This is a genomic window from Vibrio sp. 10N.261.55.F4 (genome assembly GCF_041470465.1).
In the GTDB taxonomy this organism is placed as follows: Bacteria; Pseudomonadota; Gammaproteobacteria; order Enterobacterales; family Vibrionaceae; genus Vibrio; species Vibrio crassostreae_C.
Genome location: NZ_JBFRMM010000021.1, coordinates 47,616 through 73,011, shown reverse-complemented (window position 1 = coordinate 73,011; position 25,396 = coordinate 47,616). Strand labels below are relative to the sequence as shown.

Sequence of the window (25,396 nt, the reverse complement as noted above, 5' to 3'; positions counted from 1 at the left end):
TAATATTACTCACTATTTTTCATTACGTCACGCCTCTAAAATAGATGTCATAGGAGGTGATAATTATGTCTGATATTACCAAGGCGACGACTTTCATGTTGTTGTCGACGTTCAGTTTGTCTTTAAGTGGCTTGATGGCCAAGTATCTATCTGAAGTGATGCCCACTTCGTTACTCAGTTTTGTGCGTTTTTTGTTACCCAGTCTGTTTTTATTTCTTTTCCTGACCTTTTACAAAATCAGCAAGCCGACACGAGAAATGTGGAAACCTTTAGTGATGCGAGCGATCTTTATGGTGGCGTGTCAGTGGTGTTTCCTTACTTCACTACAAACCTTAACGCTGGTTGAAGGTGTGGTGTTATTCAGTACGGGTCCGTTGTTTATTCCATTGTTAGAAAAATTAATATTCGGAACCAAGATTCATACAACGACTATCGCATGTTTAGCCATTACATTTTTCGGCGTAGTGATGATGGCAGGGGATTGGTCGCAGTTTGAGTTTGGTTCGGAGTTCTTTAGACCTGCATTGTTACTGGGTTTATTGGCGGGTATGTTTAACTCTGGCTCACAGGTGAGCTTGTACCGAGCCTCGAAGACGAGCTTGACACCCGCAGAGCTAAACGCGTGGACGTTCTTGGTCGCGGCAATCATTGTGATACCGATGGTTGTGTTTACTTCTGTTTCTGCTGTACCAGATGTACTTCAGGGGGATAGTGTGTATGGAGCTTTAACGACTTTGCTGTCGTTTGATGATTTGCGTTGGATTGGACTTGGTGCATTTGGACTCGCACTGTTTACCATCAATACTCAAATTTTCCGATCCAAGGCTTATAAGCTTGCAGACAGCGGTTCCCAGTTGGCACCACTGATTTTTACTAACATGCTGTTTAGCGCCTTATGGCAGGGTTTGTTCTTTGATGATGTGTTTTCTACACAGCAGATGATTGGCATTAACCTGATTGTTGTGGCGAGCATTACCAACACACTATTAGCGAAGAGACACAGCAAAGAAAAAGCCAAGCAAACGCCGCGAGTCACAGGGGCTGTAGCGACTGTAGTGGACGTTGCGGTGTTGGATTCTGCGGCTAAAAGCTAATCATTGACCTTATATCCTAAAGACTAAATGGTTAGCTCAAACTTAAAATAATGAGCGTATGTACTCTTTTACTCGGTCGATGTGTTCGTGCGGGTCAATCTCGCAGCGTTGGTTCATTTCTAGGAATCGCTCAGCGTATTTATCGTAGATTTTGTTTTCCAAAAACAGTAAATACAACTTGGGATCGATATGACCGCTGGTGGCCATGTCGGTCATGATGTTGAGTGATTCGCTTAAGAGTTTACCTTTCTTATAAGGGCGATCACTAGAGGTGAGCGCTTCAAAGACATCAGCAATTGCCATTGCTCTGGACGGCAGAGGTAACTGGTCTTCGTTTAAGCCTCTTGGGTATCCCTTACCGTCGATACGTTCGTGGTGTCCGCTGGCGATATCCGGAATGTTTTGAAGGTAAGGCGGGTAAGGCAACTTGTTGAGCATGGTGAAGGTTTGGATAATATGATCGTTGATCATGAAACGTTCTTCATCGTTTAGCGTACCACGGCGTACTTTCAAATTGTGCAGTTCACCTTGGTTGTATTTAACTTCTCCGGGCTTAAGTACAAACGCTTCTTGCCATACATCGGCAGGGTTAAAGCCATTGTCCCAAGGTATTTTATGCTCCGGTTTGTCTGCAAGCAGAGGCTCCATGACAGGCAAACCCTTTTCCTGACTTGTTGGCTCAGTTCTCTCTTTCTCAACCGACTCTTTTTGGGTGTTAAATCTCTCTTTTTCAGACCAAGACAAACCCAATTGATCATCCAGTGTACGTTTCCATTGGCGTTTGGCTATTTGATCTAAGCGTTCTAGCTGCTCTTCCGTCATAGATTCGCCGCCAAGATTACACTCAGCAACGAAGGCAAACTCCTCATCCAGTTCAGACAGGCTTTGTTCGAGTATTTTGAGTTGTTCTTCTTGTAGTGCACCGTTCGCCATCGCTTTCCAGTAATCGGTTTCCGCTTGCTGTTTCAACAACTCAAAACGCATTCGCACTTCGTGGATTCGGTCGTAAATGGTTTCCAGTTTTGTTGCCTTATCTACCACATATTCAGGCGTGGTCACCTTGCCGCAGTCATGAAGCCAAGCGGCGAGCATCAACTCTTCCCACTGTTTACTGTCCAATGAGAATTGCGGGTAATAGCGGTCATCATCTATGGTTGCTTGAGTTAGCCATTTGGTGAGCTCAGGCACTCGTTGGCAATGCCCGCCCGTATAAGGTGACTTGGTATCAATCGCCGATGCAATCAGCTCAATAAAGGCATTAAGCATGTCTTTTTGTTGCTGCATTTGGTCGATGTTGTCTTTCGCTATTTCCGCAAAGCTGAGCAACTCTCTTAAAAAGGCGTGCTTGTCTGCCTGCATCTTGGTAATTGGTCTCTCATAGCCAATTGCCACAATCCCTACCAACAGTTTCTCTCGGTTTAATAGTGGAAATAGGTACAGGTCTGAATTGAAGATCGAATCTTGGTAATAGTTGAGAACATTGTCTTCTCTGTTCAAATGGATCGTCTCACCAGATTTAAGCTGACACAGCAACCAAGGCGTGTGTTTGATGAAGTCATTGATGTCGGCCTTAAAAGGAAGAATGGCAAGGTTGGCTGCCGTATCAAACACGTCTTTCTCTTTGGATTGAGTGAAAAGGACAATAGTTTCTGCTTTGGTAATTAAATAGCTTTGATGAGCAATGTTCTTGGCTAAGATCGAAAACTCCTGATTCCCGGCGGTGTCTCGAAGTAGGGTAATCAGATCATGAAGCGTGTGTTCCATTAGCTCAATCGAGTGGGCGAGGTTAGCCACTTCTTGAATCATGCTTTTGGGATAATGAGTACGCCTGAAGTCGAACCGAGCGATGTTGTCGGTGAGTTGCATCAGCGTATTGAGCGGCTGAGACAGTCGATTAGCAACAAACCATACGATAGCGAAGCAGATGAACAACATCCCAATCGCGACCGCAACTTGCTTGTCTCGCATCGAGATAAGATCAGCGAGCAGCTCATTGTGTGGCGTCGCTTCTGCCAAGTATAAGGTGACATTTTGAGTCAGTTGAACCGGCGTTAGCGTTAGTGCCCAAGTGTTTAAGTTGTACTCAACGTTTTTTAGATTGAGGTTAAACTTCTCTTCATCAGAGATAAGCGGCGCAATAACGGACGCTTTCAATGCTTCCATCTGTTCACGTTTGGGCACATTAAAGAAGCTTTGGTCTTGCTCACTGCCAGAGAGATTCCCCGTCGTTTGGTTGTTCGTTTGCTCAGTTTTACTTGTGTCATCAGATTGGGAGTCAGGCTTGGGTACTGATAGCTCAAGTTGATGCTGACCGAGAAGATTAAAATGTTGATCGAACAAGGCGAGTCGGGTTTGCGGAGAATAAGCTAATTCACTGATCTGAGAAGAGAGGGAACTCAACGTAAAGTCGGCACCAACCACATGCTTGCCATCGGCAGAACGCCTAGAGAGCGTAATACCATTGGTTTGCAGGAAATAGAACAGATAGGGTTCAGAGAGTTGTATTGAGCCATCAGGCTTTGCGTTACGAAACCAAGGACGAGTGGTGGGGTTGAACTTACTCTCTGCTTGTCGAGTACTGATCACTTGATGTGCGCCATCAAGATAGGTAATAAAGTTTTCACCGTCTAGATTGGTGCTGCTGACCATCATGGTCGCTTTAGCGGGCGCGCTGTTTTCGGCTCTCTGTTTATTGGTGCTTAATGGACGAAAGATTCTGAAGTCACCATCTTCAGAACCATAAAATAGAGCGACCAAATTGGTGTTTTGCTTGAAGATGATATCGACCGAAGCAAGCCAAGAGTCTTTTTCGACAGCGGAAGCTTGATGAGCAACAAACGGGCTCACCGCCATCACATTTAAGGTTGTGATAACAGGGGCAATGGCTTGTTTAAATACTGATTCCAGTTTGTCGCGGTGCTCATTACTGATCTCGCGCACTGTGCCTAGCAGCAGCTCTTGGGAGTGCCGATAACTAATCGAAATCAATACCGCACCGACAAGTGTTGTCAAAATTAGGAAAAGGCTAGTGATGTGGATACTCAGCGGATATCGTCTTCTTCTCATCTAACACTCCAGTTTGTAGGCTGGTTTAAGTATTGACGAACTTGAGTAGGTTGCAAAAAATTGGCGCAATTACCGAGTGTGTGCGGTTCTACTTAGATAAGGCCAAGCGCTGGCTGGCTCTGGTTAGCCACGTATTCCCGTGTCGTGTAAATGAACCAGTAATAAACCTTTATGTTAGGGTGCTAATTGTCACTTTCAGCTGATAAACTGGCCGAATTGTTGCCATTAGGCATTCATTTTCTGAAGTATTCTTTTCCTGAAAGAGATTCAGAGTTACTTTCTGAAAAACGTATTTTGACCGAGCGAAGAGGGCATTGATTCATGGAACTCAAAGTAGATACTCACACCCACACATACGCAAGTGGTCATGCTTACAGCACATTGAGCGAAAACGCCAAGTCGGCAAAGCAAAATGGTTTAGCCATGTTTTGTACTACTGATCATTCAGAATCAATGCCGGGCGCGCCACACTATTGGTTCTTCAGCAATCAGCGTGTGCTCCCTCGTTTTATTGAAGATGTCGCAATTATTCGAGGTGTTGAGTCAAACATCATGAACACACAGGGTGAAATCGACATTCATCCGAGTGTGGATAAGAACTTGGATTGGGTGATCGCGAGTTTTCATGAGCCAGTATTTCGCCCATCGGATGTCGCTACCCATACAGAAGCATTGTTGAATGTGATTAAGGGCGGTCGAATTGATGCGCTTGGTCACTTAGGCAATCCTAATTTTGATTTCGATTTCGAAGCCGTTATTCAATGTGCGGTTGAGAACAACGTGGCGATTGAGATCAACAACACCACACTCAAAGGCAATAGCCGAGTTGGCAGTGTTGACCGCTGCTATGAGATTGCAAGAATAGCGAAAGCGAAGGGTGCATTTATTACAACAGGCAGCGATGCGCATTTCTGTTTAGATGTCGGTGGCTTAGACTTAGTCGCAGCATTGTTAGATGAAGTGGGCGTAGATTCGAGTAAAGTGATTACCCATTCGCCAAAGCAGTTCCTAGCCTTTTTGGCCTTGCGCGGTCGTAATGAAATCCCAGAATATTCAGATCTTGTTTAAGAGAATGTCGGCGGGTTTGCATTTCGACACAATCAATTTTTGTGCCTGAAAGATTTTTGTATACACTAGCCGAAAATAATAAAGTCGAAGTGCCACAGTAATGACGGCTCTAACTTCAAAGACACCGCTTCACTTGGAGAAACAATGAAAACTCGCTCAATCCTTTTATCTGGCTTAATCGCTGCTTCAGTATTGTCTGGCAACGCATTTGCTAATGTAGACCTTAAGAAAAACATGCAAGAAATGAAGCTTGCGTTCAAACAAGCGGCAGAAGCTCAAAGCATTGAAGAGATGCAAAAGCCTATCGTTCGTTTAGATACGCTAGTGGCCGAGCTGAAAACGGGTGTTTACCCAGTCGAGAAAGAAGACAACTTCATGGAAGGCTTCAAAAAGATCAGTGCATCACTGGATAGCATTGAGCAGAAGCTAGACCAAGGTGACTTAGCGTCGGCACAGCAAGAACTTCGTACTATTGATGGCCTTCGTGAAGAGTACCATGAGAAGCGTAACCCAAGCATCTGGAGCAAGATCTTCGGTTAATTCGTTAATCATGAACGTTTGCTAGATAGGTAACAAAGAGCAAACCTCAAGATTCGATTTCTAAAACGCCGCCTTACATTACCCTCTTTCGAGGAAGGTGTAAGGCGGCGTTTTTATTGTCTCTTTTATCGAAAGACTGCTGCAAAGAGATGAGTATTACTTTCTTAGCTTTAGTGTTGTAACCAGTATTTAACGAAAAAGAGTGTGCGTTAGCTTCAATTTTTTAACTTGCTGTTAATCTTTACGTTTACCTATATTCCAAGTCCCTCATAATAAGGGAAATTTATAAAGACTTGGAATAATGCGCCGAACCTCGTTCAACTTCTTCATGTTACTTGCAACAGCATTAAGCTGGGCGCTAGTGACATTAATGCCTGTTATCAATGCTCATGGTAATAGTGCGGGAGTATGGGCGTCGTTATGTACGGTCAATGGCTTTGAATTGGTTCAAATCGAAGAAGGCGAACCGAATACTCACAAAGGTAAGCCGTGTCCGTTTAGCCATTTTTCCACGTTTCACCAAGATGAACTTCCCACTACACTACTGACAACTCGACTGAGTTCTATTGTCTCCGACAGCTACGCTTTTTTGGCTCTAAGCGAACGCTACACGAGGCAAGCCCCGCGCGGCCCTCCCTTTGTTATTGCTTAAACCTAACCCATTAAAATAATTAAAAAATAAAGTATTAAGTAAAGTTAAACATGCTCAGATTACTTTCTGATTTTTCAGAAGGTATGTTTGCGTGTGTCAAAGGAAATTATAATGTTGAGAAATGAATCTCAAACCCCTGCGAAAGCACAAGCAACTTCGCAGTCTAAAAGCAGTGCAACAACCGGTTCGGAAACCAATATAAAAAGCAAAGACCGCAATAAAACCCTCTATTTCCTCACATGGCGCTGGCACTTCTATGCTGGGCTATTTGTTATCCCGTTTATGTTAATGCTGAGCATTACAGGTTTGGTGATGCTGTTTGATGATGAAATCGAATTGACTTTCCACCACGAAGCCCTAGAGATTGTTGCATCGGGCGAGCCGATTAAAGTGTCACAACAGTTAGCTGCAGTACAACTTCAATACCCACAAGGTTCGGTTACCCAGTTTGTTCCGAGCAAAGCTCCTGATCTGGCTAACCGCTTTTCGGTAGCACTTGTAGACGGCACATCGGTCTTCGCCACGGTAAATCAATATACGGGCGAAGTGGTCGGAGAGATTCCGCGTAGCGACAGCCTGTACCAACTCGCGAATGACATTCACGGCACTTTGTTGATTGGTGATTGGGGTGATTATCTAATTGAAGTCGCAATAAGCTTGTCTATTCTGTTGCTCATCAGTGGTATTTACTTATGGTTACCTAGAGATAACGCGAGCCGCGCTGGTTTTCTTAAGCTTCGATTTGGTTCAGGAACGCGTATTTTAATGCGTGATCTGCATGCGAACATTGGAGGTGTGTTATCGCTCGTTCTGTTGTTGTTTATTCTGTCTGGATTGGCATGGACAGGTTTTTGGGGCGGTAAGCTTGTTCAAGCATGGAGCACTTTCCCTGCTCAAATGTGGGACGATATTCCGTTGTCTGATAAGACGCACGCTTCCCTCAACCATGGCTCAGAAGAAGAGCTACCTTGGAACTTGGAGCAAACACTATTGCCTTTGTCTCAAGATAAGCCAGCAGAACACGTTCATCATGTGGAAGAGGCGACGGAACCTCATGATCACTCTAAGATGGGTGAAGATCACTCTCAACATGTGTTGTCAGCAAGCAACTTCGACATTGATGACGTTACTGAAAAAGCATACTCACTTGGTTTCACTCAATACAAGGTGAATTTCCCGCGTTCAGAAACAGGTGTTTACACGGTCACAGCCAACACTATGGGCGGTGACATCATCGATCCAACGCAGGATCGTACTACGCACCTCGACCAATACTCAGGTCGTATTCTGGGTGAGGTGACATGGCAAGATTATAACTTCATTGCCAAAACGTTAGCGGTAGGTATTTCATTGCATCAAGGTGACATCAGCATCATTAACAAGCTTCTAAATGCTTTGTTTTGTTTGGCGTTCATTGTTGTGTCCGTGACTGGCGGTGTGATGTGGTGGATACGTAGACCTTCAGGTCAAAGAAAGCTTGGCACGCCACCGAAGTTTGGCGATGCAGGGCTTTGGAAGACAGGTTTAGTGATCGTGATAGTTATTTCAGTACTGTTTCCACTGGCGGGAGCGACGATCGTGACAGCAATGCTGCTGGATTGGTTACTATTTTCACGCGTTGAGAAATTCAAGACGGCATTGAGTTAATTGATATACAAACTGACCTCCTTTTTGAGGAGGTCAGTTTCATTATTCAGATGACATGCTCTGTTTATTAAGAAGACGTTAGACTTGTACAGCTCTATATTTGATAAAGCTCTAGATTTCATAAAGCTCTAACGGAAGCCCGTCAGGATCGGCAAAAAAAGTAAATGCTTTACCTGTAAATTCATCAATTCGGATCTGTTCGACTTCGATTCTTTGTTCTTCCAAATAGCTTTTGATTTGTTGAACGTCATCAACACAAAAAGCTAAGTGTCTTAGCCCTTGAGCTTCAGGAAAGCTAGGCCTTTCTGGCGCGTTAGGGAAGCTGAATAGTTCTATTTGAGCGCCAGTAGGCAGTGCCAAGTCGAGCTTATACGACTGACGTGCTTCACGATAATTCTCCGCAATCACTTCAAGCTGTAAAACTTCCGTATAAAAGCGTTTAGAGACTTCGTAGTCTGAGCAAATAATGGCGGCGTGGTGTATTCCTTTCAGCATCAGTTTATTTCTCCTGCCAACTTGTCACCTAAGTGCTTCATGGCGTAATCAATGAATACACGCAGTCGTGCGGGCATATACTTGGTTTGAGCAAATTGCATCGCGATAGCACCATGGTAGTTACTCTTGATGGTCCAATCTTCCAACACTTGTACCACGGAGCCTTCAGCCAACGCATCTTGAATCACGAAGTCATGGAAAATACCGACGCCTAGACCTTCTTTCACACCTTTCAGTCGCATCTGCGAGTGGTTAACTGCGTAACGTCCACTGACGGGTACTGTGTGAAATTCATCATCTTTAAGAAAATCCCAAATGTGATCTTTGTCTGTCTCTGCAAGATACAAACAGTCGTGTTCAGACAGCTCGGTAGGGTGGTGAGGAATCCCCTTGGCATCTAAATAGTCAGGGCTTGCACACAACACGAGGTTTGTTTTTCCTAACTCTTTCAATACTAAGCTTTCGTCGGGCTTATCAGTCAGGCGGAAAGCAATGTCGATGCCTTGACGTAAAATATCGATGTCGCCGTCAGCCGCTCTCAATTTAAGTTGGATTTCTGGATACTGATTTAAGAATGGAACAACGAAAGGCTGCAATACCGAATTCAAGAAGGCTTCAGGCGCCGCTACCGTTATCGAGCCTGCAGGTTCGGTATGGTCGGAGGTAGACAGTTCAACGGCTTGTTGCGCTGCGTTGATCATCACCACACTCTGATCATAAACCAATTGACCCGCTTGCGTAATGATAAGGGTACGAGTGGTACGCTCAAACAGTTTCACCGATAGCGCTTTTTCCAAGCGGGTGATGAGCTTACTCAAGGCTGATGGTGTCACGCCTAACTGTTTTGCTGCAGCCGTAAAACTACCTTCGTTAACCACCAAAATGAACGAGGCGAGATCCGGAAGCAGGGCGATGAGTTTTGGGTTAATCATAAGTATCCAGTTAAGCTAGTTTCAACGATGAACTTAATGGTCATTGTGAGCGATTTACTTTGATTTGTGAATCAATTTCATTAATTGATTGACGTGATTGCTCTGATAGGTTGTTGTGTTTGAAGCTCATCTGTATAGCGGCGTTGCTGCTGCGCATTCTGAGATGAAAAATTGAGATTTGATATGAAAGCGAAATTAGACGGAAATTATAGCTAATTTGGCGTTTAAAAAAGCAGGTGAAGGGCGTTAATGTGCCCTATGTCACTGGGATGAACTATTATTAGTGCCTGTGATTCATTAATGTTTTTCCAACTAAAGGGATAATCGGAACGGGGATGTTCAACTAGAATATAGGCATAAGTTTTACAGTGTAAATGATCGTGTTGAGATCGTTTACATCCCTACATAAAGCGGCGCGCGATGCTGCTAAATTATAACTAGGAAGGAATGAGACAATGTCTTCTGCATTTTACCAACAGATTCAAACTCAAATCGAAGAAGTTAAAGAAGAAGGTCTTTACAAGTCTGAGCGCATTATTACTTCTGCACAAAAAGCAGCGGTTTCTATCTCGACTGGTGAAGAAGTACTAAACTTCTGTGCAAACAACTACTTAGGTCTTGCTAACCACCCAGCTCTTATCGAAGCAGCTAAAGATGGTATGGATCAGCACGGTTTTGGTATGGCTTCAGTACGTTTCATTTGTGGTACTCAAGATTCTCACAAAGAACTAGAGCAAAAGCTTTCTACGTTCCTAGGTAAAGAAGACACTATCCTTTACACATCTTGTTTTGATGCAAACGCTGGTTTGTTCGAAACAATTCTAGGTAAAGAAGACGCAATCATCTCTGACGCACTAAACCACGCATCTATCATCGATGGCGTTCGTCTGTGTAAAGCAATGCGTTTCCGTTACTCGAACAACAACATGGAAGAGCTAGAGCAGCAACTTATCGCTGCTAAAGAAGCTGGCGCTCGTCACACACTAATCGTAACTGACGGTGTGTTCTCAATGGACGGCGTAGTGGCTAACCTTCCTGCTATCTGTGACCTTGCAGACAAGTACGATGCACTAGTAATGGTTGATGACTCTCACGCAGTGGGCTTCATGGGCGAAAACGGAGCGGGTACTCACGAGTTCCACAACGTTGTAGACCGTATCGATATCATCACTGGTACTCTTGGTAAAGCAATGGGTGGCGCTTCAGGCGGTTACACTTCTGGTAAGAAAGAAGTGATCGACTGGCTACGTCAGCGTTCTCGTCCATACCTATTCTCTAACTCTGTTGCTCCTGCAATCGTATCTGCGTCTATCCGCGTTCTAGATCTTCTTGCGGAATCTGGCGACCTACGTACTCAACTATGGGAAAACTCTGCTCACTTCCGTACTCGCATGGAAGAAGCTGGCTTCACTATGGGCGGTGCAGACCACGCAATCATCCCAATCATGCTTGGTGATGCAAAAGTAGCGGCTGAGTTCGCTGAGCGCGCACTAGAGAAAGGCATCTACGTTGTAGGTTTCTCTTTCCCTGTAGTACCAAAAGGTCAAGCTCGTATCCGTACGCAAATGTCTGCTGCACACTCTCGTGAGCAACTAGACCGCGCAATCGATGCGTTCATCCAAGTTGGTAAAGACATGGGTATCATCTAATTTTAAAGGGGTGCCACGAGCATCCTTTAATTAGATAGAACAACACCCAGTAGAACATATAGATTTTTGATTCTCGCCTTACAGTTAGGCGAGATGAACTAGGTAACATTATGAAAATTAAAGCACTTTCTAAGCTAAAGCCTGAAGAAGGCATTTGGATGACCGAGGTTGAAAAACCTGAAATGGGTCATAATGATCTTCTTATTCGTATTAAGAAAACCGCAATTTGTGGTACTGACGTACATATCTACAACTGGGATGAGTGGTCACAAAACACAATCCCAGTACCTATGGTAGTAGGTCACGAATACGTGGGTGAAGTTGTTGGCATTGGCCAAGAAGTTCGTGGTTTTGAAATCGGCGACCGTGTATCTGGCGAAGGTCACATCACATGTGGTCACTGTCGTAACTGTCGTGGCGGCCGTACTCACCTTTGTCGTAACACAACAGGTGTTGGTGTTAACCGCACTGGTGCGTTCTCTGAGTTCCTTGTGATCCCTGCGTTCAACGCATTTAAGATCCCTGCAGAAATCTCTGACGATCTAGCTTCAATCTTTGACCCGTTTGGTAACGCAGTACACACAGCACTTTCTTTCGACCTAGTTGGCGAAGACGTGCTAATTACTGGTGCTGGCCCAATCGGTATCATGGCTGCAGCTGTTGCTAAGCACGTTGGTGCTCGTCACGTTGTAATCACTGATGTAAACGAGTACCGCCTAGATCTTGCTAAGAAAATGGGTGTGACTCGCGCAGTAAACGTGATGGAAGAGAAGCTTGAAGACGTAATGTCTGATCTTGGCATGACTGAAGGCTTCGATGTAGGCCTAGAAATGTCTGGTAACCCATCTGCGTTCAACAGCATGCTGACTAACATGAACCACGGCAGTAAGATCTCTCTACTAGGTATTCCACCATCAGATATGGCAGTAGACTGGAACCAAGTAATCTTTAAAGGCTTGGTTATCAAAGGTATCTACGGTCGTGAGATGTTCGAAACTTGGTACAAGATGGCTTCACTAATCCAATCAGGCCTAGATCTAACACCAATCATTACTCACCACTACAAAGTGGACGACTTCCAGAAAGGCTTCGACATGATGCGCTCTGGTATGTCAGGTAAAGTAATTCTTGATTGGGAATAAGCTTTAGCTGAGTAACAAGATATTAGAAAGGCGACAGTTTTTACTGTCGCCTTTTTTACATCTCGGAACTCAAGAAAATGGGCGATATGATCAAGGTTCAGTTGCCCATTTTTTATAGCAATGAGTTGTTAACCCAATGCAGCAGCCTGCATGATGAGACCACAGATGTAAGCGCCGTATGTACCGAGAGCGTAACCCAATACCGCCATTAGGATACCTACTGGTGCCAATGCTGGGTGGAATGCAGCCGCGACGATAGGTGCCGATGCAGCGCCGCCTACGTTTGCTTGGCTACCTACAGCCATGAAGAACAATGGTGCACGAATTAGCTTCGCCATTACAATCATCAGAAGGGCATGAATAGTTAACCATGTGATACCAATGAAGAAGTAACCTGGGTTGTCTAAGATAGCTGTCACATCCATTTGCATACCGATAGTTGCAACTAGGATGTAGATGAACGCTGAACCAACTTTAGACGCGCCGCTGTGCTCAAGGCTGCGTGTAGATTTGAAGCATGAAGCGATCAGCGCGAACGTTGTCACCATTACGATCAGCCAGAAGAAGCCAGATGTTAGGCTGTATTTCGCAAGCTCTGGCGCGTTGGTTGAGATCCACGGTGCAATCATGTCACTGAATAAGTGAGCCAAACCTGTTAAACCGAAGGCAATTGCCGTGATCTTCATGAGATCGGTTGTGGTTGTTGGGCGAGCGTTCTCTTCTTGGTACTTAGATACCGTCTCTTTTAGCTCTTCGATAGATGATGTATCTGCTTTTAACCATGCATCAATCTTCTTCTGGCGACCAGCCATGATAAGTAACACTGCCATCCAAATGTTCGCACAGATAACATCAACCGTAATCATTGCAGAGAAGAGTTGGTCATCAACCTCGAACACTTCTTTCATTGCTGCTTGGTTCGCACCGCCGCCAATCCAAGAACCAGCCACAGTTGTAAGGCCACGCCATACATCGCCAGATACTAGGTCAGGGTTAACTTGGTCGATAATCAGAATTGCCAAAGGGCCACCAATGATGATGCCGACAGTACCCGTTAGGAACATGATTACGGCTTTTGAGCCAAGACCGAAGATTTTGCGTAGATCAGCTGAGATGATCAGTAGAACGAGTGCGCTTGGTAATAGGTAACGACTTGCAACAAAGTACAGCTTTGAGTTTGATGCGTCGATGATGCCTAGGCTGTTCAATAGAGAAGGAACAAAGTAACAGAGCAATAGACCCGGAACGAACGAGTAGAATTTTTTCAGTGCGCTATTTTGGCTACTTTCCGTGATAAAAACACCGCCAAGAATAACAGCTAACATGCCCATTATTACAGCATCATTAGTAATCATTATTATATCTCCTTTAAGGTGAGCGCAAAGGTCTCACTTTTTTGAATTGCAGGACTATACCGACAACCGCCATTCGTTACAAATTGTAACGATAGACATATCTTGAAATGTTTATGTTAATTTTGATGGTTTGAATTTGTGAATGTCGTGCGTTATTTATTTGATTGATGAATGAATCTGTTAGGGGTTTTGCGGCGTATTTCGATATATGCAATGTAATTCAAGCCTTAGAGAGTGGTCGCTAAGAATTGGGTGGGTGCTTGAATGGTAGGAATGAGTGCATATATAGCCATGTTTTTGGTGTGGTTTATGCGGGGTGGGAATGTTTCAATAATGTAAAAATCGAATCCACTTTTGCCATGTGGTCAGAAATTAAAAATTTTAGCTAGATCACACAAATCTTTCGGATTAAGAGTTTCAGCACCTGATACTTGTGCTCATTTGAGGTTTTGTCGGGGTTAAATGAAAGAAAAAGCGGCTCAAATAGCCGCTTTTGATGGTTGAATAGCATGGTTATCTAGAGCTGTAGTCTAGATTCTGCTTAAGACTCTTCTTCCTCAAAGCCATCTGCATAGCCTTTCGGTGGAGGTGTCCAACCACGTTCAGAACGAGAGTGTTTGTCTGAACGGTCTTTTTTCATATCTTCTTTCATTGCTTCTTCAAGGTGAATGAAGATTTGTCGGTAGTTGTTGTCGTAGCGCGGGTTCTCTTCCGCTTCAGACCAAGCTTGGTAAAGCTTTTCAGACTTACGGCTCTCAACGCGTTGATAAGTCGATTTTTGCTGCTCGACGAAGAATGGGTGATGACCCAAAGAACGCAAGGCTTCAGCGCCCATTTCAAGAGCAGAATGGTAGGTCTCTGATTCAACAAAGTCTGCCCCCGCTTCTCTTAGGCGATAACTATGACCTCGGTCGAATGCACGCGCTAAGACTTTCACTTTAGGGTAGGTGTGTTTAACGTATTTCACTAATTCAACGCTTGAGTCTTGGTTGTCGATTGCCACTACTAGCATCGCGGCTTCTTCGATACCCGCGGTATGCAACAAGTCGTGACGAGTAGCATCACCAAAGTAAGATTTAATATTGATGGAGCGTAATAAGTCCACTTGGTTTGCTTGATGATCCAATACTACGGTATTGACGTCATTTGATACCAACAAGCGGTTTACGATCTGACCAAATCGGCCGATGCCTGCAATGATAACGGTACCTTTCTCTTCTATTTTGTCTTCTTCTCGATCGTTCGATTTTTGCTCGTAACGGGGCAGAATGACTTTATCAAACAGAATGAACAGACCAGGAGTTAAGAACATAGAGAGGGCAACAACCAGTGATAGTGTTTGAACAATATCCGCAGGTAATACATGGTTCTGTGCTGAGAAGCTGAGTAGTACAAAACCAAATTCCCCCGCTTGAGCCAAGCTCAATGTAAATAGCCAGCGGTCGCTGTTTTTGATTCTGAAGATTAAAGCCAGTGTAAACAACACCAAGGCTTTCAGCGCCATCACGCCAAGAGTTAAGCCAATGATGAGTGCGAAATCGTTAAATAGAACGCCAAAGTTGATACCTGCGCCTACCGTGATAAAGAACAATCCAAGCAATAACCCTTTAAACGGGTCGATGTTAGATTCCAGTTCGTGCCTGAACTCACTGTTGGCGAGTACCACACCTGCTAAGAAAGTACCTAGGGCAGGCGACAAACCAACAAGGCTCATTAGCGCGGCAATACCAATCACCAACATCAGTGCAGTTGCAGTGAAGATCTCGCGTAAGCCAGAGCTCGCAACAAAACGAAACAGTGGCCGACTTAGATAATGTCCACCGACGACCACAATCGCAATTGAAGCCGTAATAACAAGTCCGTATGCCCAACTTGGCAAACCTGCAACTAAACTGAGTTCATCATGGTGTGCAGCGGTTTGGGCGGCACTTTCTGCCAAAGCAACCAATTCAGGAAGAGCCAACAAAGGGATGAACGCCAGCATTGGGATAACGGCAATATCTTGGAACAAAAGTACCGAGAAAGCGTTTTTACCGCCTTCCGTTTTAGACAGGCCTTTCTCATTGAACGTTTGTAGAACAATGGCTGTCGATGAAAGCGCAAAGATCAAACCGATAGTTAAAGCAATCGTCCAAGGTTGACCAAAGAACTGTGCAATTCCCATCACGATAGCGGTCGTACCACCAACTTGAAGGCCACCAAGCCCCATCAATCGGTTTCTCATCGCCCATAGCATCTTAGGTTCAAGTTCAAGCCCGACTAAGAACAGCATCATCACTACACCGAACTCGGCAAAGTGCTGGATGGTTGTTGTCTCTTCGCCAACCAATCCAATGATGGGACCAATCACAACGCCAGCGATTAAGTAGCCGAGAACTGATCCAAGTCCAAGTCTTTTGGCAATAGGGACCGCAATCACGGCTGCAATTAAATAGATAAATGCTTGTAGAAAGTATCCCGTCATTATTTAACCTCTGCCATCAATTCTTCCACAATATGGTTCAACTTTTCTGCCTTGTTGGCTCTTTTGATGTTGATATCACCTGCAACCAAGGCCTGTAAAAGCGTTCTGTAGCTATCGACATGTTGTTGAATACGGTTTTCTTCTAAAGCGGTACGAGATCCAAAAAGCGCAAAAGGCGCAAGATAGTTCATCCCACATAAAGACGCGGTTTGTTCAATTGGGTGAAGCAGTTCTCGAATAGTGAAGTGGTTGTAGCCATCACTTTGGTAAGCATCCTTTTTACCGCCAGCAGTGATGCAACACAGTAAGCTCTTACCTTGTAACTCGTTGCCATCGGTTCCATAGGCGAAGCCATACTCTAGAACGAGATCTTGCCACTCTTTGAGAATTGCCGGTGTGGAGTACCAATATAAGGGGAACTGAAAAATGATGATGTCATGGTCCAATAGGCGTTTTTGCTCACGATCGATGCTGATCTTGAACGTTGGATATTCGGCATAGAGGTCGACGCACGTGACACCGTCAACGCGTTTTGCTTGCTCAAATAACGGTTTGTTTGCTTCAGAACGATGTTGAGAAGGGTGAGCGAATAGCAGCAAGACTCGATTTTTCGACATATAGCCCTCTTTGTCCATTAACGAATAATATTTATTGGAATTATAGATATACAATAATAGAAGAATGGTTGAACAACAACGAATTAGCCCATACTTATCTATCTAGATGCGTGTGTTTTTAGGTACTTAATTATATAAAACATCCGTCAATTTGAGTATTTCTGGCACAAGCCGCCGATGACTGAGTAAAACTAATTATTCACGAATAGTAAAAGCGAATATGGGCATTTTATGTCACCGTTGGTGGGTAACGTAAATAATCCCATAACCCTACATAGAACGATAATGAATAAAGGAAAAACTATGAGCATGGACTTGCGTCAACAATGTGATTTTTTGCTTTCTGGTCACTTAGAACCAACTCCGGCACAAACATTCGCTCAGATGGCTCACTGGTGTGAAACAAATAATGTTACTCACGATAGCTACGGTGATGGCGAGTTTATTGAGAGTTTTGAAAAGAAAGTGGCAGATCTGCTCGGTTATGAAGCGGCTGTGTTTGTTATTACGGGCACCATGAATCAACCGACTGCATTAGAAATTGCGTGCCAAGAGAAAAGAAACCCAGTAGTGGCGATGCATGAATCGAGTCATATTATGCGCCATGAACGCCAAGGGTATCAGCTTCAAAATCGTTTTAGTGTTCTTCCTGTCGGTAACGTATTCCGCACTTGGAATGTCGATGACTTAAAGGCATGGCCTGATGAAATCGCAGCCGCATTATATGAACTGCCGATGCGAGAAATTGGTGGGCAGTTACCCGAATGGGAAGAGCTTGAGGCGATTAAACAGTACTGCAAAGAGCAATCGATTCACCTTCATATGGATGGTGCCCGCTTGTGGGAGTGTGGCGCGTATTACCAAAAGCCATACCGCGAGATTGCTAAGGGGTTCGATAGCGCCTATGTCTCGCTGTATAAAGGTCTCAATGGCCTTGGTGGTTCGCTACTGTTAGGCGATAAAGCTTTTGTAGCGAAGGCATCGGCGTGGATGAAGCGCCAAGGTGGTAACGTGTATCACCGAACGCCTTATGTGGTATCTGCTGCGATGCAGTTTGATGAGCGATTAGAACTGATGCCAGCTCTGTATGAACGCACCAAACAGGTTTATCAAATATTACAAGATTACCCTCAGTTCACCGTTAATCCGCAGCAACCGCAGGTCAACATGCTTCACCTATATTTACCTGTGAGCTATGAAGACGGCATTATTGTGAGAGATAACATAGCGAAGAAACACAAGATTTGGATAGGAAACCCAGAGATCAGTGAGTTGCCAAACCAATGTAAGATTGAATGGTATGTAGGGGATAACCTACTAAATTTGCCTGATCATGAGCTGATAGACATTCTAGATTTTATTAGCGAAGAGCTGATTTGATTAACGAAGAGCTGGCTGAAGAAGAACTGATCTAATTGGAACTGAAATGGATACAGGAAAGGGTTCTTATATCCATTTATATAGCTAGGATGTCCGGCTCTGTTACATATACTGGTTGATGTACACATCAACTAAGAACATGAACACTGGAACAGTGCTGAGAAGTCCGAAGAAGACGATTGGCACCCAGTTTTTCATTTTCTTTTTAGGTTGCTCAGTGTTATTCATAAATTCGGCCTTAAATTCGTTGTTGAGTCTGTTTAGCTTTTTGGTACTAAAAATCTAAGTGTATGGTATCAAATAAATGGGTTTAGCCCTATGTAGATTTAGAGAACCGTGGTGTATATCAATCACATAAAATGTAAGTGATTCATAAACGGTTCATAAAGGTTCAACAATAATGAACCTATTACAACAATCATTGCCTTACTCGGCATATTAAATAAATAGCATTCAAAGATTTGGAGAATACAGAATGAAAACAATAGGAAACATCATTTGGTTTCTGTTCGGTGGCGTATTTATGGGACTAGCTTGGTGGTTCTTCGGACTGCTCGCATTCCTAACCATCGTTGGTATTCCATGGGGTAGAGCATGTTTTGTTATGGGTAACTTCTCATTCTTCCCATTTGGTCAGGAAGCGATTTCGCGTGATGAGCTAACCAATGAAATGGACATCGGCACGAGCCCGCTAGGTGTGATTGGTAACGTTATTTGGTTCTTATTTGCGGGGATCTGGTTGGCGATTGGTCACATCATGTCAGCAGTAGCGTGTTTCATTACTATTATAGGTATTCCGTTTGCGATTCAGCACCTTAAGCTCGCGGTTATCTCATTGGCGCCAATCGGTAAAACCGTTGTCGACAAGCGTGAAGCAGAAGCGGCACGAGTAAGAAACTACAAGGGTTAAGACTACAGTTTAAGCCTTATATAGAACTGAAAAAGCACATCACATGATGTGCTTTTTTGTGCCTCGTTTTCTATCTAACGATGCCCCAATCTCACAAACACTCACTAGACATTGTTGAACAAGACTTCAAGCCTAAGGGTGATGTTGGCTTCTTCGGTGTGTTTCTCATGAGGTTCTCGTTCCCATTGATAACGAGGGATGAGTTCGTAGAACAGCCACTCTTTCCATACGTTTTGTCGGTAGGTAACCGAAACCTGAGCGTATTCGTAATGATTATGAGGCTCATCCGTTGCATTAATCGTGGCGCTATATTGAAGTGCTTGGTCTTGGGCAAGGTAGTGATACAAGGTTAGCCCTGTACCATAGTTCCAACCTTTAAGGTCGTCGTTATATCCTGCAAAGCTTGACCATCGAGCCAAGAAATCATCACTTAAAGAAAGATCAAAGTCGATGTCGGTGATCTCACCAGTCTCTTGTTTTTCTTGATATACACGTTGGGTCAGCCTGAATACTGCATCTGTGGTGAGCGGGTAGGTAAAACGATAGCGAGCCTCTATTCTTGGGCGTAATGTCGCTTTGATATTGAAACTACTGTAACCCTTGGCATAGGCGTCATAACGAAGGCCAAGTGCATTCTCTAACTCTTCAGAATCTTGTGGGAAGAAGTCTAAGAATTCTTCATCGCCAACAGACTCGTAGATTAGCTTGAGCCTTTTGCTGACAAAGGGTAAATGCAGGCGTGCGTTGAGCTTGGTGGAATAATCCACGTCACCGCCCTCAGAATAGATGAAATCATTATACCAACGTACAGAGGTTCCGGCTCTGGCGTCCTCGGTAATACGGTCATCCACAAAGAAGTTATCGAACCATATTGCGGGCTGACAAAACTTGCTGTTTAGGTAGTGGTAAGCTTTTTCGACGCGCGTGTCTTCTAACGGTTGGCTGTGACACTCATCCTGTTCCTCCGCGAAGGCAGAGTGGGAAACGAGCGATGCTAATAATGAGGAGTTAACTATCCAACGACTCAATGGAACCTGTTTGTCATTCTATGTATCAATAGTTTGACTATAACTAAGCAGTTATGACAATGCGACTTTTAAAGAGATTTATCTTAATCAGTGGCTATTCAAAACAGAGACTTGAATAACATATGGCAGGTAAAGAAAACGGGCTCAGTAGGTGAGCCCGTTTGTCGATAAGTTTATAAGTGACTTAATGGCAGATTACATTGCCGCTTCGAAAATCGCAGAGATTTCTTCGTGGGTCGCTTGTTTAGGATTAGTAAAACCACATGCGTCTTTCAGTGCGTTGTCAGACAGAGTAGGGATATCTTCTAGCTTCGCACCAAGTTGCGCGATACCTGTTGGGATGTTCACGTCATTTGCTAGTTGAACAATTGCTTCGATCGCAGCTTCTGCACCTTGCTCTGGTGACATACCTTCAACGTTAACGCCCATTGCTTTTGCAACATCACGTAGACGCTCAGGACAAACTTGCGCGTTGTAGCGTTGAACGTGTGGTAGCAAGATAGCATTACACACACCGTGTGGAAGATCGTAGAAGCCGCCTAGCTGATGCGCCATCGCATGAACATAACCTAGTGACGCGTTGTTGAACGCCATACCCGCCATGAACTGTGCGTAAGCCATTTGTTCACGTGCTTCAATGTCTTCGCCGTGCGCTACTGCCGTTCTTAGGTGAGCTTGTACAAGTTCAATGGCTTTAATCGCTACAGCGTCTGTAATTGGTGTCGCTGCGATAGAAACGTAAGCTTCGATTGCGTGTGTTAGCGCATCCATACCTGTTGCAGCAGTCAGTGATGCAGGCTTAGCAAGCATTAGTTCAGGATCGTTTACTGAAATAAGCGGTGTTGTGTGCTTATCAACGATAGCCATCTTAATGTGGCGCTCTTCATCAGTGATGATGCAGAAACGTGTCATTTCTGAAGCGGTGCCCGCAGTCGTGTTGATAGCGATAAGAGGCATCATCGGTTTTTCAGATTGATCGACACCTTCGTAATCTGCAATCTTGCCGCCGTTAGAAGCAACCAGAGCGATACCTTTTGCACAGTCGTGTGGAGAACCGCCACCTAGAGAAACAACAAAATCACAATCGTTGTCAGTCAGCAATTCTAGACCATCGTTCACGTTAGTGATGGTTGGGTTTGGTTGAGTGCCGTCGAATACAACTGCGTCTACGCCACGCTGGCTAAGAAGGTCTTGTACCTGCTTAACTACGCCAATTTGATTCAGGATCTTATCAGTAACGATCAGACCTTTTTTAAAGCCTTGAGACTGAATACTATCAGCAGCATCCTTCAGACAGCCAGTACCCATGAAGTTGATTGTAGGGATGTAAAATGCAGTAGACATTGGAAAACTCCGTTAATTATGATTTTTAATTTCCTACATGTTGTCGGCATTCAAGTGGTCGACCATTGATCTGGAACAACTTTGAATTCGAACTACCACTTTGTGGCTAGTCGTTGTGATAGGGCTCATATAGCAATCGTTTTCATGGTTTTTGGCTGTGTTGATTGTCAGTAATAGATCGCGATAAATCGACTAAATTAGAGACAGTATGGAGCTCTATAACAATGAAAATTAAGGTTTTTCACTGAAAGTTGATCTGGCTAGGCAGGTGTCGACGTTTTATCGGAGTCATCACTGCACTCAATTTGAGGATCTTGCGACTCTTCAGACTCAAGGGTGTCTTCTGACTCCTCGTCATAGTATTTGACAAGAAAAGGGGTAAGCATGACAGACGATGGTAAAAAGTGCTTCATAGTACCTCCCGGTACCTAAGTGTATTTATTGTATGGTATTGGTTTAATATGTGGCAAAATTTGCGATACATCATGACTTGTGGCTTGTTTTCTATAAATTATTAGAACTATATTCAGGCTCACAAAATTGGTAGTAGAATGAACATCTGGTCTTTGAGCCAATGAACAACTAAAGATAAACGCAGCTCAACAGCGTGATTAATAGGAAATAAAATGAAGTACGACTGGATATTCTTTGATGCAGATGAAACCTTGTTCCATTTTGATGCTTATCAGGGAATGAAGCTGATGTTTTCTCGTTTTGGTGTGGACTTCAACGAACAGGATTATTCCTTTTATCAAGAAGTTAACCTACCACTATGGGTAGACTATCAAGATGGTCGCATTACGGCTGATCAACTGAAACACACGCGCTTCGAAAGCTGGGCTGAGAAATTAGAGACAACAACCGCTGCTTTAAACAGTGCATTCTTAACAGCGATGGCGGATATCTGCTCTTTATTACCGGGTGCACAAGAGTTGATGGAGTCTTTAAAAGGCAAAGTGAACATGGGCATCATCACTAACGGTTTTACAGAGCTGCAGTCAATTCGTTTAGAGCGTACAGGAATGACGGATTACTTTGAGCACGTGATAATTTCTGAAGAGGTTGGGGTAGCCAAACCGGATGCACAAATTTTTGAATATGCCCATAAGCTGATCGGGTTACCATCTAAGCAACGAGTATTGATGGTCGGAGATAACCCACATTCCGATATTCTAGGCGGATTAGATTTTGGTATTGAAACCTGTTGGTTAAATAGTCAAGAAAAGGCAACGCCAGCCGGAATTAACCCTCATTATCAGGTTAAGTCTCTGGCTGACCTGCAAGCTCTTTTACTAGCATAATTGCTAATTGCTTTTAGATTTTTGAGTGAATGATTGATAGCCGAGTACAGTTATGTGCTCGGCTACTTATTTTTACTTACTGCAACTTATCGATAGTGGCGTTTAAGCCTACCTTTGCTTTAAGCTCGCTTTGATTACCCCATTACAATAAAAATAAGGAAGAGGCGTGCTGAAATCTCATCGCCATAGCTGCTACGGCATTGCTGCCATTTTACTTTGGAGCTGCTTAATCGCGCTGTCTCGTAGCGTATCAGAACAACTGGGCCCAATTGGTGGCGCCGCCAGTCTTTATACAGTGAGCTCACTGTTGTTGGTCTGTGTTATGGGGTTACCTAAGCTGTCGCGGTTTTCTAAGTCATACCTGTTGATTGGTGGTGCTCTGTTCGTTTGTTATGAGATCTTCTTAGCTCTGGCTTTAGGGATGGCAAACAACCGACATCAAGCCTTGGAAATGGCCGTTATCAACTACTTATGGCCTGCATTGACGGTGTTGTTCGCGGTATTGCTCAGCGATAAAAAGATTAACTGGTTGGTTTACCCAAGTATTTTCTTAGCCTTCTTTGGTGTGGCTTGGAGTATCAGTGGCGATCAGGGGCTTTCTGTTGATCAAATCGCTGCCAATATTGCCACCAACCCTAAAACCTATTCAATGGCGTTTTTCGGCGCGATTATTTGGGCGGTCTACTGTAATTACACTCAGAAAGTGGCGAAAGGACAGAATGCGATCGTGCTGTTCTTTATCGCGACTGCAATCACCTTGTGGATCAAATACGCATTGAGTAACGAAACCGGCATGGTGATGACAACCAGTGCTGCAATTGACTTAGTGTTAGCCGGTGTGTGTATGGGCGCAGGTTACGCACTTTGGAATACCGCGATACTTGGCGGCAATATGGTCTTCCTAGCGACCATGTCTTATTTCACGCCTATTTTTGCGACCTTACTGTCTTCTATGATTTTGGGTTTGTCACTGAGCATGACGTTTTGGCAAGGCGTTTGTATGGTGACGATTGGCTCTTTAGCTTGCTGGTGGGTAACCAGAGACAAAAAGCCGACGGTTACGGCGTCGGCTTCTAAAAAGGTTCAATCAGAGTCTTAGTCAGCGAGAGGTTGATTGGTTAGCTCTTGGTTCTTAACTCTCGACTCTTAACTCGCGATATTGAGATTCAATTGAAGCTCATAAGGCATCTTCGATAAGCGTCGCTTAAGTTGGCGGCGCGTACGTTCAATATCATCGACCGCAATCGCTTGTTGGTCGTTGGTATGAATATCAACATTGATTCGTAATTCTGGACCAACCTTAGTCACACCCATCAGCTCCAAATCTTGCTCCGCTTCTTTGTCTACCGCGACAACGTTCTTATCTACCGCATCACAAATATCTTTGTTTGCCGACATCATAAGCAGTTCGCGCATCGCCTCACGTAACATGTCGAAAGGCACTTTGATGAAGTAGAAAGACATCAGCAACATCATCATTGGGTCGGCATAGACTGCGTATTCTGCAAGCGGAGAAAAAGTAATTAACCAAGCCGCTACGAAACCCGCTGTTACCGCTACACTCAGTAGCGTATCCATCTGCCACTGCTTAGATTCAGCCTGAATCAGACCTGAAGAAATACGTTTGCTCTTATTCGCGATGTACCACCAAGCGTAACCACAACCCAACACGTTGAAAATACCAAACAGAGTTGCAATAGAAGCATCAACTTCACGACCACCCGTCATTAGGGCACCAATCGCAGAGTAAAGTGAATAACCAACCACAAGCAGAATCACAACGGCTTTAATCGCAATCACAATCGGCTCGATGATAGCTCGACCGAACGGGAACTCTCTATCTGAAGGGCGGTTAATGTATTTTGAAGCAGCTAGTGACAATAAAGTTAACAGTAAGCTGATAAGAGAATAGACACCGTCAAACACTATGACCAGAGAGCCAACGAGAAGACCCAACACCAATCCGCCAATTGCGAAGCCTGATGCTAAAAGGGCTGAGAACAATAGTACTCGATTTTCGTTTTGGCTTTTCCTGTCACACATAATATTTTCCAGATGTTTTTGATAACTTCATTGTTCTAATAATGAGCTAACTTTACAAACTTTATCTGATGATGTTTATATGTCTTATTTAATTTGAACATGTAAATCAATAAAATTCAGTGACTTAAGATCAGGGTGTGGTGTCAATAAAGTTGACGTTGAGTGTTTTTTGGTGATGGTGTGCAACTGAAATAGGATCGTTTATGATTAATAAAACACATTAGTCGCTAAGGTCTTATTGGTCTTCTAGATTTGACTGCGACTGCGATGGACAAGGAGTGAATCAATATGAAGTTTGACGATATCAGTGATAATGAGTTGTGGGCGATTGCTAACCCGATCATGGATAATCTGATGGATGGTTCAACTAAGGTTGATCATGAACAGCACTGTCGAGATTTTACTCAAAGGATGAAAGACATTGTTACGCCAGAATATTTAGAAAAGGTGTGTCACCATTATCAGCACAGTAATGGCTTTTTTGCTGAGCGTGAGCAAGTTGCTTTATTTAGACGTTCAGACTCCATCGCCTTTGTGTGGAAACAAGCTTACACCATCGCCAAAGGTGAGTTTGTCGCTGAAATGGTATTGGTTGAAGAAGACGGACGCTATTTAGTGGATCACGTGATGGTCTTTTAGGAGTAGTGCTGTTTGTGGTTTTTCCCTTTG

The 25,396-nt window shown here is 44.0% G+C and carries 23 protein-coding genes; 12 read left to right on the top strand and 11 right to left on the bottom strand.

All coding sequences use genetic code 11. The features are described 5' to 3' along the window. Positions 1-65 precede the first annotated feature (65 nt). Positions 66-1,094, top strand: a complete 1,029-nt coding sequence (locus AB4249_RS11770; RefSeq protein WP_372103264.1) for a DMT family transporter — start codon at positions 66-68, stop codon at positions 1,092-1,094. A 42-nt stretch (positions 1,095-1,136) separates the two neighbouring features. Here the strand turns inward: AB4249_RS11770 and AB4249_RS11765 are convergent, their stop codons facing one another. Next, a complete protein-coding gene (locus tag AB4249_RS11765; RefSeq protein ID WP_029236400.1) occupies positions 1,137-4,160 on the bottom strand; it encodes an HD domain-containing phosphohydrolase in 3,024 nt (1,007 codons plus the stop codon). 321 nt (positions 4,161-4,481) lie between these two features. On the opposite strand from AB4249_RS11765, the gene AB4249_RS11760 reads away from it, so the two are divergent. The 4 genes from AB4249_RS11760 to AB4249_RS11745 all read left to right on the top strand — a co-directional run bounded on the left by AB4249_RS11760 (position 4,482) and on the right by AB4249_RS11745 (position 8,067). Beyond that, the gene (locus AB4249_RS11760; RefSeq protein WP_372103262.1) at positions 4,482-5,228 is read left to right on the top strand and encodes a phosphatase; all 747 of its coding nucleotides are present in this window, start codon (positions 4,482-4,484) and stop codon (positions 5,226-5,228) included. Between the two features lie 144 nt (positions 5,229-5,372). Further along, positions 5,373-5,768, top strand: coding sequence for a cytochrome b562 (locus AB4249_RS11755; RefSeq protein WP_017059534.1), 396 nt, complete (start codon positions 5,373-5,375; stop codon positions 5,766-5,768). A gap of 301 nt (positions 5,769-6,069) precedes the next feature. Then, positions 6,070-6,420 (top strand): hypothetical protein, encoded by a 351-nt coding sequence (locus AB4249_RS11750; protein ID WP_017064798.1) that lies wholly within the window; start codon positions 6,070-6,072, stop codon positions 6,418-6,420. A 111-nt stretch (positions 6,421-6,531) separates the two neighbouring features. Then, positions 6,532-8,067: a PepSY-associated TM helix domain-containing protein gene (locus tag AB4249_RS11745; RefSeq protein WP_372098281.1), complete on the top strand. Its 1,536-nt coding sequence runs from the start codon at positions 6,532-6,534 to the stop codon at positions 8,065-8,067. A 111-nt stretch (positions 8,068-8,178) separates the two neighbouring features. On the opposite strand, the gene AB4249_RS11740 is transcribed toward AB4249_RS11745, so the two are convergent. After that, a complete protein-coding gene (locus AB4249_RS11740; protein WP_372103260.1) occupies positions 8,179-8,562 on the bottom strand; it encodes a VOC family protein in 384 nt (127 codons plus the stop codon). Then, positions 8,562-9,494, bottom strand: a complete 933-nt coding sequence (locus tag AB4249_RS11735; RefSeq protein WP_065584581.1) for a LysR family transcriptional regulator — start codon at positions 9,492-9,494, stop codon at positions 8,562-8,564. Before AB4249_RS11735 ends, AB4249_RS11740 begins: the two co-directional genes overlap by 1 nt. Before the next feature lie 455 nt (positions 9,495-9,949). Between AB4249_RS11735 and AB4249_RS11730 the strand changes: the two genes are divergently transcribed. Next, on the top strand, positions 9,950-11,143 hold the full coding sequence (locus tag AB4249_RS11730; RefSeq protein WP_017064793.1) for a glycine C-acetyltransferase: 1,194 nt from the start codon (positions 9,950-9,952) through the stop codon (positions 11,141-11,143). A 110-nt stretch (positions 11,144-11,253) separates the two neighbouring features. Beyond that, complete coding sequence (tdh, locus tag AB4249_RS11725; RefSeq protein WP_372103257.1) at positions 11,254-12,285, top strand: L-threonine 3-dehydrogenase; 1,032 nt, start codon at positions 11,254-11,256, stop codon at positions 12,283-12,285. 128 nt (positions 12,286-12,413) lie between these two features. On the opposite strand, the gene AB4249_RS11720 is transcribed toward tdh, so the two are convergent. The 3 genes from AB4249_RS11720 to AB4249_RS11710 all read right to left on the bottom strand — a co-directional run bounded on the left by AB4249_RS11720 (position 12,414) and on the right by AB4249_RS11710 (position 16,721). Further along, on the bottom strand, positions 12,414-13,640 hold the full coding sequence (locus AB4249_RS11720) for a DUF819 domain-containing protein (RefSeq protein WP_229647745.1): 1,227 nt from the start codon (positions 13,638-13,640) through the stop codon (positions 12,414-12,416). Between the two features lie 541 nt (positions 13,641-14,181). Beyond that, positions 14,182-16,104, bottom strand: a complete 1,923-nt coding sequence (locus AB4249_RS11715) for a monovalent cation:proton antiporter-2 (CPA2) family protein (RefSeq protein WP_017067137.1) — start codon at positions 16,102-16,104, stop codon at positions 14,182-14,184. Then, positions 16,104-16,721, bottom strand: coding sequence for an NAD(P)H-dependent oxidoreductase (locus tag AB4249_RS11710; protein WP_372103254.1), 618 nt, complete (start codon positions 16,719-16,721; stop codon positions 16,104-16,106). The genes AB4249_RS11715 and AB4249_RS11710 overlap by 1 nt, the downstream gene beginning before the upstream one ends. Before the next feature lie 303 nt (positions 16,722-17,024). On the opposite strand from AB4249_RS11710, the gene AB4249_RS11705 reads away from it, so the two are divergent. Then, the gene (locus AB4249_RS11705) at positions 17,025-18,101 is read left to right on the top strand and encodes a low specificity L-threonine aldolase (protein ID WP_372103251.1); all 1,077 of its coding nucleotides are present in this window, start codon (positions 17,025-17,027) and stop codon (positions 18,099-18,101) included. A 102-nt stretch (positions 18,102-18,203) separates the two neighbouring features. Here the strand turns inward: AB4249_RS11705 and AB4249_RS11700 are convergent, their stop codons facing one another. After that, on the bottom strand, positions 18,204-18,329 hold the full coding sequence (locus AB4249_RS11700; protein WP_017060906.1) for a hypothetical protein: 126 nt from the start codon (positions 18,327-18,329) through the stop codon (positions 18,204-18,206). A 247-nt stretch (positions 18,330-18,576) separates the two neighbouring features. On the opposite strand from AB4249_RS11700, the gene AB4249_RS11695 reads away from it, so the two are divergent. After that, positions 18,577-19,011 carry a YccF domain-containing protein gene (locus tag AB4249_RS11695; protein ID WP_004730224.1) on the top strand — a complete coding sequence of 145 codons (435 nt, stop codon included), beginning with the start codon at positions 18,577-18,579 and terminating at the stop codon, positions 19,009-19,011. A 104-nt stretch (positions 19,012-19,115) separates the two neighbouring features. Here the strand turns inward: AB4249_RS11695 and AB4249_RS11690 are convergent, their stop codons facing one another. From AB4249_RS11690 to AB4249_RS11680, 3 genes are all read right to left on the bottom strand, one after another. Continuing rightward, positions 19,116-20,039 (bottom strand): hypothetical protein, encoded by a 924-nt coding sequence (locus AB4249_RS11690; protein WP_029235256.1) that lies wholly within the window; start codon positions 20,037-20,039, stop codon positions 19,116-19,118. Positions 20,040-20,234: 195 nt separating this feature from the next. Further along, complete coding sequence (gene yiaY, locus AB4249_RS11685) at positions 20,235-21,383, bottom strand: L-threonine dehydrogenase (protein WP_017069430.1); 1,149 nt, start codon at positions 21,381-21,383, stop codon at positions 20,235-20,237. Positions 21,384-21,643: 260 nt separating this feature from the next. Further along, complete coding sequence (locus AB4249_RS11680) at positions 21,644-21,796, bottom strand: hypothetical protein (RefSeq protein WP_372103248.1); 153 nt, start codon at positions 21,794-21,796, stop codon at positions 21,644-21,646. 213 nt (positions 21,797-22,009) lie between these two features. On the opposite strand from AB4249_RS11680, the gene yjjG reads away from it, so the two are divergent. Together yjjG and yddG are read left to right on the top strand one after the other, a co-directional pair. Then, complete coding sequence (gene yjjG / locus AB4249_RS11675; protein WP_017060902.1) at positions 22,010-22,684, top strand: pyrimidine 5'-nucleotidase; 675 nt, start codon at positions 22,010-22,012, stop codon at positions 22,682-22,684. Positions 22,685-22,850: 166 nt separating this feature from the next. Continuing rightward, positions 22,851-23,783, top strand: coding sequence for an aromatic amino acid DMT transporter YddG (yddG, locus tag AB4249_RS11670; RefSeq protein ID WP_017060901.1), 933 nt, complete (start codon positions 22,851-22,853; stop codon positions 23,781-23,783). A 47-nt stretch (positions 23,784-23,830) separates the two neighbouring features. Here yddG and AB4249_RS11665 read toward each other — a convergent pair whose 3' ends face one another. After that, positions 23,831-24,727 (bottom strand): cation diffusion facilitator family transporter, encoded by an 897-nt coding sequence (locus AB4249_RS11665; RefSeq protein WP_017060900.1) that lies wholly within the window; start codon positions 24,725-24,727, stop codon positions 23,831-23,833. A 288-nt stretch (positions 24,728-25,015) separates the two neighbouring features. On the opposite strand from AB4249_RS11665, the gene AB4249_RS11660 reads away from it, so the two are divergent. Then, on the top strand, positions 25,016-25,366 hold the full coding sequence (locus AB4249_RS11660) for a hypothetical protein (RefSeq protein ID WP_017060899.1): 351 nt from the start codon (positions 25,016-25,018) through the stop codon (positions 25,364-25,366). The last annotated feature ends 30 nt before the right edge of the window (positions 25,367-25,396 follow it).